Consider the following 15,884-nt stretch of genomic DNA (forward strand, 5'->3'; position numbering starts at 1 on the left):
CCTTGCGTGTTCAGTGTGTGAGTGATTCGGTTTCGTCGTCGGCGTATGGGTCGGGGTGACCCAGTTCGGCCAGCAATTCTCGTTCCAGCGCTTCCATCTCCTCGGCTTCCTCATCCTCGATGTGGTCGTAGCCGAGCAGGTGCAGGCAGCCATGGATAACCAGGTGCGCCCAGTGCGCCTCAAGGGCCTTGCCCTGTTCGGCGGCTTCGCGCTCGACTACCGGCACGCAGATCACCAGGTCGCCCAGCAGCGGAATGTCGAGCAGTTCGTCGGGCACGTCGGCGGGGAAGGACAGCACGTTGGTGGCGTAGTCCTTGTGTCGGTAGGTGTGGTTCAGCTCGCGGCCTTCGGCTTCGTCGACCAGGCGGATGGTCATTTCCGAATCGGCGCTGCGCTGGCGCAGGGCTAGTTCGCACCAGCGACGGAAGGCAGCGTCATCGGGGGCAGCGGCGTCCGTGGCCCGTTGCAGGTCGAGTTCAAGCATCTTTGCCGGGTGCCTCGGGCTTGGCCTGACGGGCGTCGAAGCGGTCGTAGGCTTCGACGATGCGCTGCACCAATGGGTGGCGCACCACGTCCTTGGGCTGGAAATGGGTGAAGCTGATGCCCGGGACGTCCTTGAGCACCTCGATGACATGGGCCAGGCCCGACTTGGTGCCGCGCGGCAGGTCGACCTGGGTGATGTCGCCGGTGATCACCGCGGTCGAGCCGAAGCCGATGCGGGTGAGGAACATCTTCATCTGTTCCAGCGTGGTGTTCTGGCTTTCGTCGAGGATGATGAAGCTGTTGTTCAGCGTGCGGCCACGCATGTAGGCCAGCGGGGCGATCTCGATCACCTGGCGCTCGATGAGCTTGGCCACGTGTTCGAAGCCGAGCATTTCGTACAGCGCGTCGTAGAGCGGGCGCAGGTACGGGTCGATCTTCTGCGCCAGGTCGCCGGGCAGGAAACCGAGCTTTTCGCCCGCCTCGACCGCCGGGCGCACCAGCAGGATGCGGCGCACTTGCTCGCGCTCCAGCGCATCGACAGCGCAGGCCACGGCCAGGTAGGTCTTTCCGGTACCGGCCGGGCCGATGCCGAAGTTGATGTCGTTGGCCAGGATTTCCTTGACGTAGCGCTGCTGGTTGACGCCGCGCGGGCGGATGTTGCCCTTGCGCGTGCGCAACGAGACGCTGACTTCATTGACGGCGGGGTTGTCGAGGGTCTCGACCGTCGACTCCTGGAGATACAGGTGCACGGTTTCCGGCGACAGGTCGGTGGCCTTGGCCTCGCGATAGAGGCGGCGCAGCAGCTGTTCGGCGGCGGAGGTGGTCTTGGGTTCGCCAATCAGTTCGAACTGATTGCCGCGGTTGCGGATCTCGATGGCCAGGCGTTGTTCGATCAGGCGCAAGTGCTCGTCGAACTGGCCGCACAAGTTGGCGAAACGGTGGGCCTCGAAGGGTTCGAGGATGAAGCGATGGGGTTGTATGGGTGCGTTCAAGGTCGTTTTTAGCCGCTCGACGGCAATGAATGTGAACTCAAGAATAACCCTTGCGTGGCAGTGGCGAAAGCACTGAAACGATCAAGGGTCGGTGCGACCGTGCCGATCGCTGCGGCGATTGTGGCAGGGGCAGTTGACGGTTCGATGATGGCGCGCGGGCGGGAAGCCGCTCAGGGCAGGGGAGAGAACGGCGTGCGTCCTTCGGCGTTCTGCAGTTCCAGCAGGTATTTGCGGAAGATCTGGCCGAGTACCTGGGTGGCGTGCTCGAGTTCGTCGCGAGGCATCTGTTCGGTGACTTCGTCAGCCATGTCCAGGGCATCCTCGGCACCATTGACCGCGGCGATCTTCAGCAGGATGTAGGCCTGCACGTTGTTGGCCTTGACCCCTTCGCCATGGAAGAACATCGAGCCGAGCCGATACTGGGCCTGGGCCTGGCCTTGCAGCGAGGCTTTCTCGAACCATTTGAGGGCGTTGTCCAGCTGGCGGGGCGTGGCGCTGTAGTAGAACTCGCCGAGTTCGTACTGGGCTTCGGCGTCCCCGGTTTGCGCCACTTGCTCGCACGCCTTGAGCGCGCTCTCCAGATCCTCGGGCGCGGTGCTGAGGGTGCAGCGGCCCGTTGCCGGAATCAGCAACGAGTTACCGCCCTCCGCCAGGGCCAGCAGGGGCTGAAGAAGCAACAGGCAGCCCAGGGTCAGGGCGCGGCCGGTGCGGTTCATGGGGATCGACTTACCTCTGCAAAGCTGCGGCCAATGTCTCTGGTGGCACATTATGGGATAAGCAGCGCCTACCTTACAAAGTTTTACTCGAATTTCTGCAATGGTACGCCTTCGGGCGTGCGCGGTGTCGTGCTGTGACAGCGATCACACTCCCGTGCGGCCTGTTCGCGGGTAAACCCGCTCCCACAGGGATCCACTGAACCCTGTGGGAGCGGGTTTACCCGCGAACAGGCCGCACGGGCCAAGGCTTATTTGAGCTTGGCGAACGCGCGCTCGGCTGCATCCAGGGTGATCTGCAGCTCCTTGTCGCCGTGGGCGATGGAGGTGAAACCGGCCTCGAACGCGCTTGGCGCCAGGTACACGCCGCCCTCGAGCATCAGGTGGAAGAAGCGCTTGAAGCGCTCGGCGTCGCTGGCCATCACATCGTCGAAGGTGACGATGTCGTCGGCGCCACTGAAGTACAGGCCGAACATCGCACCCGCCTGGGTGGTGACGAACGGGATGCCGGCGGCATCGGCGCGCTGTTGCAGGCCATCGAGCATGCGGCTGGTGAAGGCGCTGAGCTCGTCGTGGAAGCCCGGGCGGCTGATCAGTTTCAGGGTGGTCAGGCCGGCGGCCATGGCCAGCGGGTTGCCTGACAGCGTGCCGGCCTGGTAGACCGGGCCCAGCGGGGCAATGCAGCCCATGATCTCGCGCTTGCCACCGAAGCAGCCAACCGGCATGCCACCGCCGACGATCTTGCCGAAGGTCGACAGGTCGGGGGTGATGCCGTAGTGCCCTTGGGCGCCGCCCAGCGACACGCGGAAGCCGGTCATCACCTCGTCGAAGATCAGCACCACGCCGTGCTTGTCGCACAGGCTGCGCAGGCCTTCGAGGAAGCCCGGTGCCGGCGGCACGCAGTTCATGTTGCCGGCCACCGGCTCGACGATGATGCAGGCCACGGTCTGGCCGACGTCGGCGAGGGTCTTCTCGACCGCGGCGATGTCGTTGAACGGCAGGGTCAGGGTGTGCTTGGCGAAGTCCGCCGGCACGCCGGCCGAGCTTGGCACGCCCTGGGTCAGCAGGCCGGAACCGGCCTTGACCAGCAGGCTGTCGGAGTGGCCGTGGTAGCAGCCCTCGAACTTGATGATCGCATCACGGCCGGTGTAGCCACGGGCCAGGCGGATGGCGCTCATGGTGGCCTCGGTGCCGGAGCTGACCATGCGCACCATCTCCATCGACGGCACGATCGAGCAGACCAGGTCGGCCATCTCGGTTTCCATGGCGGTCGGTGCGCCATACGACAGGCCGTGCTCCAGTTGCTTGCGCACCGAGTCCAGTACCTCGGGATGGGCGTGGCCGAGGATCATCGGCCCCCAGGAGCCGACATAGTCGACATAGCGCTTGTCGTCTTCATCAATGACGTAGGCGCCTTCGGCGTGCTTGAAGAACAGCGGCGTGCCGCCGACGCTCTTGAAGGCACGCACCGGCGAGTTGACGCCACCGGGGATGTGCTTCTGGGCTTGGGCGAACAGGGCTTCGGAACGGGACATGGAGTCTTCTCTCGAAATCAGGAAACGAACAGGGCGTTGAAGGCGCGGGCGCGGCGGGTGACTTCCTGCGCGCTGTCGGCACCGAACAGGCCGTGGATCACCGCCAGCAGGTCGGCGCCATGGGCGACCAGCGGGGCGGCGTTGTCGAGGGTGATGCCGCCGATCACCGCGATCGGCAGCTTGACCTGGGCGCGGGCCTGCTCCATCAGGTCGACGTTGGCGGCCGGGGCGCCCGGTTTGGTCACGGAATTGAAGAAGCGGCCGAAGGCGACATAGCTGGCGCCTTCGCTGGCTGCTTGTTGCGCCAGCTCCAGGCTGGCATGGCACGTGGAGCCGATGATCGCCTGGCGACCGAGCAGGGCGCGGGCCGGGGTCAGCGGGCCGTCGGTCTGGCCCAGGTGCACGCCGACGCCCAGGCGCGCGGCCAGTTCGGCGTCGTCGTTGATCAGCAGCTGGGTGCCGTAGCGCTCACAGAGCCGCAGCAACGCTTCGGCCTCACGCAGGCGGCGGGCAGCGTCATCGCTCTTGTCGCGATACTGCAACAGGCACACGCCACCTTCGAGCGCCGCTTCGACATGGGAGAGGAAACGGCCGGCGAGCAGCTGGCTGTCGGTGATCGCATACAGACCGCGGAGCGTCATGGGTTGGCCTCGTCTCAGGAGCAGAAATCCAGGGGCAGGCGGCGCGGCACGTACTGGCCCTTGCCCAGCTGCTCGGCGTCACGCAGGGTGCGCCAGGTGTAGTCCAAGGCGCTGCGCACGGCACTGCTCAGCGCCTCGCCCAGGGCCAGGCGGCCGGCCAGGGCGCTGGCCAGGGTGCAGCCGGAGCCATGGTAGCTGCCTGGCAGGCGCTGGCAAGTCCAGGTGTGCTGCTGGCCATCACGGCTGTACAGGCGGTTGTGGATTTCGTCTTCGTCGCCGTGACCACCGGTGATCAGCAGGTGTCTACAGAACGGCAAGAGCTTCTCGGCGCACTCGTCCGCGGTGCCTTGCGGCAGTTCCGCGAGGATGCGCGCTTCCGGCAGGTTCGGCGTGGCGATGGTGGCCAGCGGCAGCAGGCGTTCGCGCAGCGCGTAGCCGACCTCGTCCTTGCCCAGTCGACCACCGCCGCCGGCACGCAGCACCGGGTCGCAGACCAACGGCAGGTGGGGGTGGGCGGCGAGCAGTTCGGCGACGGTGTCGACCATTTCGATCGAGCCGAGCATGCCCAGCTTCACCGCGGCCACCGTGGAGTCGGCCAGCACGGCGTTGGCCTGGGCCAGCACCCACTCGCGGTCGAGCACGCGGAAGTCGGAAACGTTGACGGTATCCTGCACGGTCAGGGCGGTCACGGCCGGGGCGGCGTGGCAACCTTGGGCGATCAGGGCTTCGATATCTGCCTGCAGCCCGGCGCCACCACTGGGGTCGTGGCCGGAGAGACAGAGGACAACGGGGCGGGAGCTGTAGGTATTCATGGTCGGCGAGCTTATCACCAAACCTTTTTCTGCGGATCAGCCGTGCGGGGTTAATTCCTGATCGAGTGGTCAGGCGGTGTGGTGTTGCTCCTCTGAAATGTGCGTGCTAGAGCGGTTAAAGGCAAAATGATAGTGGCCTGTGGCCTGGCCGGACGGCTATGCTAGAGTGCTCGGATAACTCGATGAACGGCACTGCCGGATCACGTCGTCTCAAATGGACAGGAGGCAACCGCGACGCGACCGTGACAGGCCATGCTGGGGCTGTATGCGCTATTTGCTGATTGTGCTGCTGGGCTGCGTGCCCCTGTTCGCTGGGGCTGTCGCGTTCGACGATGCCACCGGGCGTCTGCCGTTGGGCAGGTTCATGCAGGTCTATGAAGACCACGATGGCAGCGCCAGTATCGGCCAGGTCAGTTCGGCGGCGTTCGCCAATCGTTTTCGCGGCCATGAGCAAGACGTGCTCAATGCCGGTTACTCGACCTCGGTATTCTGGCTGAAGGTCGACCTTGCCTACGCCGCCCCCCCGTCCGCGGCGCCGCGCCAGTGGCTGCTGGAGCTGGCCTACCCACCGCTGGACCACCTCGAACTCTACCTGCCGGATGAGCAGGGCGTGTATCGCCTGGCCGGGCGCACCGGCGATGCGCTGCCTTATGCCAGCCGGCAGATCCAGCAGAACAACTACCTGTTCGAACTGGCCTTGCGCCCCGGCCAGCACACCACCGCCTATCTGCGGCTGCACAGCCAGGGCTCGATCCAGGCGCCGCTGACCTTGTGGTCGATCGAGGCCTACCTGCAAGATCAGCCCACCCGCCTGTACGTGCTGGGGATGATCTACGGTGTGCTGCTGGTGATGCTGGTGTACAACCTGTTCATCTACCTCAGCGTGCGCGACGTCAGTTACCTGTACTACATCCTCTATATCGGTGCGTTCGGCCTCTACCAGGTGTCGGTCAATGGTGCTGGTATCGCCTATTTCTGGCCGGACAGCCCCTGGTGGGCGAATGCCGCCACACCGTTGTTCATCGGCGCCGCCGGGTTGTTCGGTTGCCAGTTCGCCCGTCACTTCCTGCAACTGGGCCGCCTCAGCCGTGGCTTCGACCGTCTGTTGCTGCTGATGATGGCCGCAGGTGGGCTGGTCATGGTGATGGCGGTTACCCTGCGCTATGGCGTGGCGTTGCGCATGGCCACGCTGCTGGCGCTGCTGTTCACCGTGAGCATCTTCACCGCCGGGCTATACGCCTGGTGGCGCGGGGTGCGGGTGGCACGCTGGTTCATCATCGCCTGGACGGCGTTTCTGCTCGGTGGGCTGGTCAACACCCTGATGGTGCTGGGTTACCTGCCGAACCTGTTCATCACCATGTACGCCAGCCAGCTGGGCTCGGCGCTGGAGGTGGCGCTGCTGTCGCTGGCGCTGGCCGACCGCATCAACAGCCTGCGCGAGCAGCAGGCCCAGGCGTTGCGTGACACTGGCCGCACCCTTGAGCAACTGAACCTGCAGTTGGCCCGCAGTAATCGGCTCAAGGACGAATTCCTCGCCACGGTGACCCATGAACTGCGCACCCCGATGAACGGGGTGATCGGTTCGCTGGAGCTGTTGCACACCCTGCCGATGAGCGCCGAGCAGGCGCAATATCATCGCACCGCGACCGGTTCGGCCCGGGACATGATGGCGATGGTCGACGACATTCTCATCCTTACCGAGCTGCAGGCCGGACGGCTACGTAGCCAGGGCACGCCGTTCAGCTTGCGCCGCCTGCTTCAGGAACTGCGCGCCGGCTATGCCGGACAGGCCTTGGCCAAGGGCCTGTACCTGAGCCTGGATATCCCGGCCGACCTGCCGGACAGCCTGGTGGGCGATGCGCAGAAACTTGCCCGCTGCCTGGCGTGCCTGGTGGACAACGGCTTGAAGTTCACCCACCAGGGTGGCGTCACGGTGCAGGCGCGGGGGCGGCGGACCGGGCCGGATACCCTGGTCTTGAGCTTGACGGTCAGCGACAGCGGCATCGGTTTCGATGATCTTGACCAGGCCGTGCTGTACCAGCGGTTCTTCCAGGTCGACGGCTCGATGACCCGGCGTTATGGCGGGCTGGGGATTGGCCTGTCGATCTGTCGTCAGCTGAGTGAGCTGCTCGGGGCGAGCTTGTCCCATGAATCCACGCCAGGCTTGGGCAGCCGCTTCGAGTTGAGCCTGGCGCTGGCCGTGGCGCAGATTCAACTGCCCCCGGTGCGTGACGCCTCGGGTTTGCAGCGGTTCTAGGCTTTGTACGAAACGTGCCTGCGCGACGATCATGCTGCGTTGAAAACAGGCTCGGAATGCTCATTGACAGCCAGTCAACTCTGCTTCCTCGCCTGTTTTCGCCTTGCCTGATCGCCGCTCGGCGACTTTTCGTACAAACCCTAGCCACAGCACTGTCGGTACCATCCTCGCCACGCTGGATGTCCAGGGCGCGAAGCGCCCCCATGTAGTCCGTTTTGTCACTTTGACTGGCCGGGCTGCGGTGCTTCACTGGGTCTTTCAGGCATGAGCGGATCCAGGAGGCCCCGATGAACCTGCACCAGTTCGCTGAAACCCACGAAGTCACCAACCAGCCGCCGTCCCTCGACGGCGCCAACCTGTATCGTCTCGACCTGCCGCTACAGGAATGGTCGCGGCGTTTCGGCGCTGCCTGGGCCGAGGCGCGGATCGACGCCTATGGCGCCCTGGCCGGTGGCCCGCTGATGGCGGCGGGATTCCTGGCCAATGCCCACAAGCCAGAGTTCAGCAGCCATGACCGCTATGGCCACCGTATCGATCTGGTGGAATTCCACCCGGCCTATCACGAGTTGATGCGCACTGCCATCGAGCATGGCCTGCCGTCGCTGCCTTGGGCCGAGCCCCGGGCCGGCGCCCATGTCGCCCGGGCCTCGATGACGTACCTGCACAGCCAGGCCGAAGCCGGCAGTGGCTGCCCGCTGACCATGACCTTCGCCGCCGTGCCGGCCTTGCGCCTGCAGCCGGAGCTGGCCGGCTACTGGCTGCCGAAGATCCTCGCCCGTGAATACGACCCGCGCAACGTCGGCGACCGACACAAGGCCGGGGTGACCATCGGCATGGCCATGACCGAGAAGCAGGGCGGCACCGATGTGCGCGCCAACACCACCCGTGCTTACCCGGTCGGCACGCCGGGGCCGGGCCAGCCCTACGAGCTGGTGGGGCACAAGTGGTTCTGCTCGGCGCCGATGTGCGACGCCTTCCTCACCCTGGCGCAGACCGACAAGGGGCTCAGTTGTTTCCTGCTGCCGCGCCACCGCCCGGACGACAACCGCAACCAGTTCTACATCCAGCGCCTGAAAAACAAGCTCGGCAACTGCTCCAACGCCTCCAGCGAGGTGGAGTTCCGTGGTGCCCTGGCCTGGATGGTGGGCGAGGAGGGCCGTGGCGTGCCGACCATCATCGAGATGGTCGCCATGACCCGCTTCGACTGTATGGTCGGCTCCAGCGCCCTGATGCGCCAGGCCCTGACCCAGGCCGCGCACCACTGCGCCCACCGCAAGGTCGGCGGGCGAGTGCTGGCCGAGCAGCCGTTGATGCAGAACGTGCTCGCCGACCTGGCGCTGGAGAGCGAGGCGGCCCTGGCCCTGAGTTTGCGCATGGGGCAGGCCCTGGACCAATTGGATGATCCGCAGCAGGCGCACTTCGCCCGGCTGGTGACGGCGGTGGGCAAGTACTGGATCTGCAAGCGGGCGCCGGGAATGATCAACGAGGCCGCCGAGTGCCTGGGCGGCGCCGGTTACGTCGAGGACAGCATCCTGCCCCGGCTGTACCGCGAGGCGCCGGTCAATTCGACCTGGGAAGGTTCGGGCAACGTGCAGTGCCTGGATGTGCTGCGAGCCTTGTCGAAGGAGCCGGGCGTGCTCGAGGCGCTGTTCGTCGAGCTGGGTGACGGCCATGGCGACCCGCGGCTGGCGGCGTTCATCGGCAACCTCAAGGGCGCCTTTGCCGATACCGACGATATCCAGTACCGCGCCCGGCAACTGACCGAGGACATCGCCGTGGCGCTGCAGGCCAAGCTGCTGCTTGAGGCGGGCAATGCCACGGTGAGCGATGCGTTCATTGGCAGTCGGCTGGGCGGTAGTGGGCGGGTATATGGCGCATTGCCACGCGGCGTGGATGTCGAGGCGCTGGTGGCCAGGGCAACGCCAGTCTGGGCCGGGTGAAGGATGGCTTCATTCTCCCCCTTTCGCGGCACAAGGCCGCTCCTGCAAGGAATTGCACAGCACTGACACTGGGGGTGTATTTGCCCCGCAACGCAGGCAAGATGGCTGTCATGCATTCCATAAGACAGGAAGCCCAGCGTGAGCCAAGCGTTTGTAGTCGTTGATACCCCCGAACAGGCCGTCGACCGTCTGGCGGCCTTGCATGAACAGGCCACCGGGGCCCTGAGCCAGGCCCTCAAGCGCTACCTCAAGGACCGCACCGAGCCGGGCGACGACGAGCGCGCGTTGTTCCGTTACCCGGCCCTGCGCCTGACCTACTTCAGCCAGGGCGAGGTCGCCGCCACCACCCGCGCCTACGCCAAGGTCCAGGTGGCCGGCACCTACAGTGTCACTGTCACCCAGCCGGCGGCTTTTCGCAGTTACCTGCTGGAACAACTGCGTCCGTTGATGCACGACTACACCGTGACCGTCGAAGTCGGCGTCAGCGAACAGAACATCCCGTATCCCTATGTAGTCGACCAGGGCGATGAACTGGCTGGCAGTGGCATCACCGCCGCGCAGTTGGCGCGGGTGTTCCCCAGCACCGACCTGTCGGCGGCCACCGACAACATCGCCGATGGCCTGTACGACTGGGAAAGCGCCGAGACGCTGCCGCTGGCTTTGTTCGATGCCGCCCGGGTGGATTTCTCGCTGCGCCGCCTGGTGCACTACACCGGCAGCGACTGGCGCCATGTGCAGCCGTGGATCCTGCTGACCAACTACCACCGCTACGTCGACCAGTTCATCGCCCATGGCCTGGAGCAACTGCGTGACGATCCGCGCTTCGTGCGCATGGTCCTGCCGGGCAACGTGATCATCGACAAGGGCATGGACAACGGCGAGGCCCAGGCCCTGGTGGCCGGCGTGGTCTGGCACCGTTACCAGATGCCGGCCTACCACCTGATCGCCGCCGACGGCGATGGCGTGACCCTGGTCAATATCGGTGTCGGCCCGTCCAACGCCAAGAACATCACCGACCACCTCGCCGTGCTGCGTCCGCACTGCTGGTTGATGATCGGCCACTGCGGCGGCCTGCGCCAATCGCAGACCATCGGCGACTACGTGCTGGCGCACGCCTACATGCGCCGCGACGGAATCCTCGACCGGGTGGTGCCGCCGAATATCCCGATTCCGGCCCTGGCCGAGGTGCAGCTGGCGCTGCAGGAGGCTGCCGCCCAGGTCACCGGCGAACGTGGCGACCAACTGAAGAAACGCCTGCGCACTGGCACCGTGCTGACCTACGACGATCGCAACTGGGAACTGCGCTGGGCCCAGGAACGCCCGTTGATCAACCTGTCGCGCGCGGTGGCGGTGGACATGGAAAGCGGCACCATCGCCGCCCAGGGCTATCGCCTGCGGGTGCCATATGGCACCTTGCTGTGTGTCTCGGACAAGCCGCTGCACAGCGAGATCAAGCTGCCCGGCTCGGCCAACGCCTTCTACAACCGCGCGGTCAGCCAGCACCTGAAGATCGGCATTGCCGCCCTCGACCTGCTGCGCACCGAGCTCAACTCGCTGCACTCGCGTAAACTGCGCAGCTTCGATGAGCCGCCGTTCCGCTGAGGATCCATGTCCCTGCCCCCCCGCAACCCACCGCGCCGCCCGGCGGCGCGCCCTGCCGGCCCGCGTCGCCAGCCCAAGGCGCCGCCGGCCGAGCCTCGCCTGATCCTGTTCAACAAGCCGTTCGATGTGCTCACCCAGTTCAGCGACGGCGAGGGGCGCGCCACGCTCAAGGACTATATCGACATCCCCGGCATCTACCCGGCCGGGCGCCTTGACCGTGACAGCGAAGGGCTGTTGCTGCTGACCAACGATGGCCGCCTGCAGGCGCGCATCGCCGACCCCAAGCACAAATTGGCCAAGACCTACTGGGTACAGGTGGAGGGCGAGCCTAGCGCCGAGCAGCTGCAGCGCCTGCGCGAGGGCGTTGAGCTCAATGACGGGCCGACCTTGCCGGCCGAGGCACGCTTGCTCGACGAACCGACGCTATGGCCGCGCAATCCGCCAGTGCGTTTTCGCAAGAGCGTGCCGACGGCGTGGCTGGAGCTGGTCATCCGTGAAGGGCGCAATCGCCAGGTGCGGCGCATGACCGCGGCGGTGGGCGTGCCGACCTTGCGCCTGGTGCGGGTGCGGATTGGTGACTGGACGATCGAAGGGCTGGAGCAGGGCTGCTGGCGCGAGGTGCCGGCGAAGCTTTAAGCCGCACGCGCCTCCTGTGTAGGAGCGGCCTTGTGTCGCGAAAGGGCCGCAACGCGGCCCCGGCGATCTTTGCATCAACGCTGAAACCCTGGGGCCGCTGCGCGCCCCTTTCGCGACACAAGATGAGTGTTTGCCAGGGTGCGCGAGGCAGATACCTAAACTCCCTCCAGAAACCCCACCACCACGCTCTTGATGATGAACGCCAGCACCCCCAGGCCCAGTACGAAGAACAGGATCAGCGTACCGAAGCGGCCGGCCTTGGATTTCTTCGCCAGGTCCCAGACGATGAAGCCCATGAAGGCGATCAGCACGGTGACGAGGATGATCATCATCCATTCTTCGAAGACAGCGGGATCCATCGGTGTACTCCAGGCTGGCGAAAAGCCCGATCATACGCCGGGCGCGCAGGGATTCAACGCAGGTGGGTCAAGGGCAGCTCGGTGCTGGCCAGCACCTGGTTGAGTACGAAGCTCGAGCGCACGCTGGTCACGCCTTCGATGCGGGTCAGGCTGCCTAGTAGCAATTTCTGGTAGTGGTCCATGTCCGGCACCACCACCTTGAGCTGGTAGTCGGCGTCCATGCCGGTGACCAGGCTGCACTCGAGCACCTGGGGCAGGCTGCGGATTGCCGCCTCGAAGGTCTCGAAGCGCTCGGGGGTGTGGCGGTCCATGCCGATCAGCACGTAGGCGGTCAGGCTCAGGCCGAGCTTCTTGCGGTCCAGCAGGGCCACCTGGCGTGAGATGTAGCCATCGTCCTCGAGCTGCTTGACCCGGCGCGAGCAGGGGGACGGCGACAGGCCGATGCGTTCGGCCAGCTCCTGGTTGGAGATGCGCGCGTCGCGCTGCAATTCGGCGAGGATGCTCAGGTCGTAGCGGTCGAGCTTGCTCATGGAAAAGGCCTTTTCTGTTCGGATTGCGGCGAATTATCAATCCTGAGTGAAAAATTGCGCAAGTGCTATTTATCAGAGCAATCTTCGCAATCCTCTGCCGGGGCGCCTGGCCTATCTTTATCAACAGAATCACTGCCCGGACATCAGTCCACGGCGAGGCGCCCTAGGCGGGCGCTCGCGGCCAGCCATCCAACAGGATCCGCCAGGCCCCGGGCTACGCACTGTCCAGAAGACGGCGCGAGGTGAGCCGGTGTCACAAGCGCCGAGCACGGACGACAATTGCAGAAGGGAGACCACCAGGTCTCCCTTTTTTATTGCCCAGGTTTTGCCGCCGGCACCGTCCTGCAAGGCCAGGCCGCCACCAGCAGCACCAGCAGGCCGGCGGCCAGCGCAATGCAGAAACCGCTGCGCGAGGTGCTGGCGTCCACCCACTGGCCAGCGCTGGCGGCACCGAGCGCCACGCCGACGTTCAAGCCGGCGAGCAGCCAGGTCAGGCCTTCGGTCAATTGTTGTTCAGGCACGCTGCGCTCGACCAGCGCCATGGCCACGATCATGGTCGGGGCAAAGAACACCCCGGCCAACAGCACGGCACCGGCGAGTTGGACGAGGTTGCCTGCCAACAACAGCGGCAGGGTGGCGAGGGCGGTCGCCAGCGCCCCGAGCGACAGCTGGCGAGGCAATGGCAGGTGCCAGCGCCTGGCGCCGAACAGCAGCCCGGAGATGCACGAGCCGGCGGCGTAGGCCGACAGCACCAGGCTGGCGGCAGCCGGTTGGCCCTGTTCGTTGGCAAAGGCCACGCTGACGATATCCACGGTGCCGACGATGATCCCCATCGCCACCATCAGCAAGGTCAGTTGGCGCACGCTGGCAAGGCGCCAGGCCGGGCATCGCGTTGCAGCGGGGGCGATGAGCGCCGGTGGCGGTTCACTGGCGGTTTGCCACACCAGCGCTGCGCTGCCCAGGGCCAGTAGCGTGGCGGCGGCGAGCAGGCCGGCCGGAGGCCACAGGGCAACACTGAGCCCTACCGCCAGCGGCGGTCCAGCGATGAAGCTGACTTCGTCGAGCACGGTTTCCAGTGAGTAGGCGGTCTGCAACTGCGGCTGGCCGCGATACAGGTGAGTCCAGCGCGCGCGGACCATGGCCGACATGCTGGGCATGCAACCGCTCAGCAGGGCGGCCGCGAACAGCGTCCAGCTGGCGCCGCCCTGCCAGGCGCAAGCGGCCATCAACGCCAGGCCCAATACGCTCAGCAACGTCGCCACCGGCAGGACCCGGCGCTGGCCCAGGCGATCCACCAGGCGCGAGACCTGTGGTGACAGCAAGGCGTAGGTCAGCACGAACGTGGCGGACACCGCCCCTGCCAGGGCGTAGCTGCCACGCGTCTGGGCCAGCAGGGTGATGATGCCGATCCCGGTCATGGGTAGCGGCAGGCGGGCCAGCAGCCCGGCTGCGGTGAACGCGCGGGTACCGGCGGGGTTGAACAGTGCGACATAGGGGTTGGGCATGCAGACTTCCTTTTACATTCATTTCGTATGATTATTTATTCATACGGTATGTATGTAAAAGCTGCAAGCCATTCGTTGCTGTCGTCACTTTCATCTGTTGGTATGGGTAGTCGCGGTAGACTTCGAACCTGCAAGGGCAAGTGTTTTCATCGAGAGGAACATCATGAGGTCGCGTATCTGGCAGTGGGCCGGCGTTGGTTTGCTGGGCATGAGCATCAGCCTGGGTGCCTTGGCCCAGGGGCCCGGGGACGGGCATGACGGCCATGGTGGCCAGCCGGACCAGGGGCAGGGCGAGCGACGCGGTTCGCCGCTCACCTCCCGGGACGAAGTGCGCCAGACCCAACCGCCGCGCGAGGGCTACTACCAGGACATTCCCCGGCGCCATGGCGACAACCGCTATTGGCAAGCCGGTGGTCCCGGGCAGCGTCCGGGCGGTGACTGGTCGGGGCGGCCGGACGGCCATGGCAATGGCTGGGGGCCGGGCCCGCAATACCATCCAGGTCACACCGTGGAGCGCTTCCCGGATCGCTACTGGAAAGTGCCCTACCGTGGGCAGGACTACTTCTACTCCGGCGGTTACTGGTATCGCCCGCACGGTGGTGGCTATGTCGTGGTCACGCCGCCCTATGGCGTGAGGGTTGGCTATCTGCCGTCCTATGCCCGCGAGGTGTGGTTGGGCGGGGCGTTGTTCTTCCTGGTGGCGGACACCTATTACCAGTACCAGGCCGACAGCCGCGAGTACGTGGTGGTCAACCCGCCCACGGCGGCCCCGGCGCCGCTGTCGATGCAGCCGCAGGGCTATGACGTGGTGGCCTACCCGATGTACGGCCAGGGGCCTGAACAGCAGGAGCAGGACCGTTTCCAGTGCCACCGCTGGGCGGTGAGCCAATCGGGATTCGACCCGGCCACGGCGAGCTACGCGCCCCCGGCGAATGTGGCGGACAACTACCGGCGAGCCTTGGGAGCCTGCTTGAGCGGGCGGGGGTATAGCATCAATTGACGCGGTTGTTACACCGGGTCCGCGTGCACCATCACATCGGCCTTTGGATAGCGCGCGCGGATGGCCTGTGATGCCTGCACGCACAGCTCATGAGCCGCGTCCAGCGGCAAGGTGCCCGGTAATTCCAGGTGCAGCTGCACGAACCAGTGGCTGCCCGACACCCGCGTGCGCAGGTCGTGCGCGCCCTTCACCCCGGGGATCGCCAGCACCACCTCGAGCATGCGCTCACTGACGTCCGCCGGCAGTTCCTGATCCATGAGGATCGCCGTGCTTTGCCGGGCAATCTGCACGGCGCTCCACAGGATGTAGAAGGCGATTGCCAAACCGAACAGCGCATCCAGTTGTGGCCAGCCGAACCGTGCCAGGACCAGCGCCAACAGGATGCTGCCATTGAGCAGCAGGTCGGAGCGGTAATGCAGGGAATCGGCGCGCACCGCGGTGGAGCCGGTCAGGCGGATGACCTTGCGTTGGAAGGCCAGCAACGCCACGGTCAGCACCAGCGACAACAGCATCACCGCGATGCCGGCGGCGGTGTCGCCCAGTGGCTGCGGCGCTTGCAGGCGTTCCACTGCCTGCACCCCGATCAGCACGGCGCTGACACCGATGAACAGCGCCTGGGCCATGCCGGCCAGGGCCTCGGCCTTGCCGTGGCCGAAGCGGTGATCGTCGTCGGCCGGGCGCAAGGCATAGTGCACCGCCAGCAGGTTGAGGAACGAGGCGACCGCATCGAGCGCCGAGTCGGTGAGCCCGGCCAGCAGGCTCACCGAGCCGCTCAGCCACCAGGCCACGGCCTTGCTCAGCACCAGGATGCTGGCCACCGTCAGCGAGGCGCGGGTGGCCAGGCGCAGCAGGCGTTGGTGTTCGGCCGGGGCAGTCATG

The 15,884-nt window shown here is 65.8% G+C and carries 15 protein-coding genes; 5 read left to right on the top strand and 10 right to left on the bottom strand.

The genetic code is table 11. From position 1 onward, the window contains the following. Nucleotides 1–10: 10 nt before the first annotated feature. From ybeY to HU772_RS03145, 6 genes are all read right to left on the bottom strand, one after another. Nucleotides 11–484: an rRNA maturation RNase YbeY gene (ybeY, locus tag HU772_RS03120; protein WP_186657113.1), complete on the bottom strand. Its 474-nt coding sequence runs from the start codon at nucleotides 482–484 to the stop codon at nucleotides 11–13. Continuing rightward, on the bottom strand, nucleotides 477–1,475 hold the full coding sequence (locus HU772_RS03125) for a PhoH family protein (RefSeq protein WP_186657110.1): 999 nt from the start codon (nucleotides 1,473–1,475) through the stop codon (nucleotides 477–479). The genes ybeY and HU772_RS03125 overlap by 8 nt, the downstream gene beginning before the upstream one ends. A 170-nt stretch (nucleotides 1,476–1,645) precedes the next feature. Further along, the gene (locus HU772_RS03130; protein ID WP_186657107.1) at nucleotides 1,646–2,191 is read right to left on the bottom strand and encodes a tetratricopeptide repeat protein; all 546 of its coding nucleotides are present in this window, start codon (nucleotides 2,189–2,191) and stop codon (nucleotides 1,646–1,648) included. Between the two features lie 248 nt (nucleotides 2,192–2,439). Next, nucleotides 2,440–3,723, bottom strand: coding sequence for a glutamate-1-semialdehyde 2,1-aminomutase (gene hemL, locus HU772_RS03135; RefSeq protein WP_186657104.1), 1,284 nt, complete (start codon nucleotides 3,721–3,723; stop codon nucleotides 2,440–2,442). Nucleotides 3,724–3,740: 17 nt separating this feature from the next. Then, nucleotides 3,741–4,364, bottom strand: a complete 624-nt coding sequence (thiE, locus tag HU772_RS03140; RefSeq protein WP_186657101.1) for a thiamine phosphate synthase — start codon at nucleotides 4,362–4,364, stop codon at nucleotides 3,741–3,743. A 14-nt stretch (nucleotides 4,365–4,378) separates the two neighbouring features. Beyond that, nucleotides 4,379–5,176, bottom strand: coding sequence for a hydroxymethylpyrimidine/phosphomethylpyrimidine kinase (locus HU772_RS03145; RefSeq protein ID WP_186657097.1), 798 nt, complete (start codon nucleotides 5,174–5,176; stop codon nucleotides 4,379–4,381). A gap of 265 nt (nucleotides 5,177–5,441) precedes the next feature. Between HU772_RS03145 and HU772_RS03150 the strand changes: the two genes are divergently transcribed. The 4 genes from HU772_RS03150 to HU772_RS03165 all read left to right on the top strand — a co-directional run bounded on the left by HU772_RS03150 (nucleotide 5,442) and on the right by HU772_RS03165 (nucleotide 11,611). Next, nucleotides 5,442–7,433: a sensor histidine kinase gene (locus tag HU772_RS03150; protein WP_186657082.1), complete on the top strand. Its 1,992-nt coding sequence runs from the start codon at nucleotides 5,442–5,444 to the stop codon at nucleotides 7,431–7,433. A 287-nt stretch (nucleotides 7,434–7,720) separates the two neighbouring features. Continuing rightward, nucleotides 7,721–9,373, top strand: coding sequence for an acyl-CoA dehydrogenase family protein (locus HU772_RS03155; RefSeq protein WP_186657079.1), 1,653 nt, complete (start codon nucleotides 7,721–7,723; stop codon nucleotides 9,371–9,373). 138 nt (nucleotides 9,374–9,511) lie between these two features. Beyond that, a complete protein-coding gene (amn, locus tag HU772_RS03160) occupies nucleotides 9,512–10,975 on the top strand; it encodes an AMP nucleosidase (protein WP_186657067.1) in 1,464 nt (487 codons plus the stop codon). A 6-nt stretch (nucleotides 10,976–10,981) separates the two neighbouring features. After that, nucleotides 10,982–11,611: a pseudouridine synthase gene (locus HU772_RS03165; protein ID WP_225923093.1), complete on the top strand. Its 630-nt coding sequence runs from the start codon at nucleotides 10,982–10,984 to the stop codon at nucleotides 11,609–11,611. A 155-nt stretch (nucleotides 11,612–11,766) separates the two neighbouring features. Here the strand turns inward: HU772_RS03165 and HU772_RS03170 are convergent, their stop codons facing one another. From HU772_RS03170 to HU772_RS03180, 3 genes are all read right to left on the bottom strand, one after another. Next, nucleotides 11,767–11,970, bottom strand: a complete 204-nt coding sequence (locus HU772_RS03170) for a DUF2788 domain-containing protein (RefSeq protein ID WP_023631482.1) — start codon at nucleotides 11,968–11,970, stop codon at nucleotides 11,767–11,769. 53 nt (nucleotides 11,971–12,023) lie between these two features. Beyond that, a complete protein-coding gene (locus HU772_RS03175; RefSeq protein WP_011535815.1) occupies nucleotides 12,024–12,500 on the bottom strand; it encodes an Lrp/AsnC family transcriptional regulator in 477 nt (158 codons plus the stop codon). Nucleotides 12,501–12,811: 311 nt separating this feature from the next. Next, entirely contained in the window at nucleotides 12,812–14,005 is a 1,194-nt protein-coding gene (locus HU772_RS03180) for an MFS transporter (protein WP_186657065.1), read from the bottom strand. Between the two features lie 163 nt (nucleotides 14,006–14,168). Between HU772_RS03180 and HU772_RS03185 the strand changes: the two genes are divergently transcribed. Continuing rightward, nucleotides 14,169–15,005, top strand: coding sequence for a DUF6515 family protein (locus HU772_RS03185; RefSeq protein ID WP_186657061.1), 837 nt, complete (start codon nucleotides 14,169–14,171; stop codon nucleotides 15,003–15,005). 8 nt (nucleotides 15,006–15,013) lie between these two features. On the opposite strand, the gene HU772_RS03190 is transcribed toward HU772_RS03185, so the two are convergent. After that, nucleotides 15,014–15,883 carry a cation diffusion facilitator family transporter gene (locus HU772_RS03190; RefSeq protein ID WP_186657058.1) on the bottom strand — a complete coding sequence of 290 codons (870 nt, stop codon included), beginning with the start codon at nucleotides 15,881–15,883 and terminating at the stop codon, nucleotides 15,014–15,016. Nucleotide 15,884: the final 1 nt, after the last annotated feature.

This window comes from Pseudomonas xantholysinigenes (assembly GCF_014268885.2).
Classification (GTDB): Bacteria; Pseudomonadota; Gammaproteobacteria; order Pseudomonadales; family Pseudomonadaceae; genus Aquipseudomonas; species Aquipseudomonas xantholysinigenes.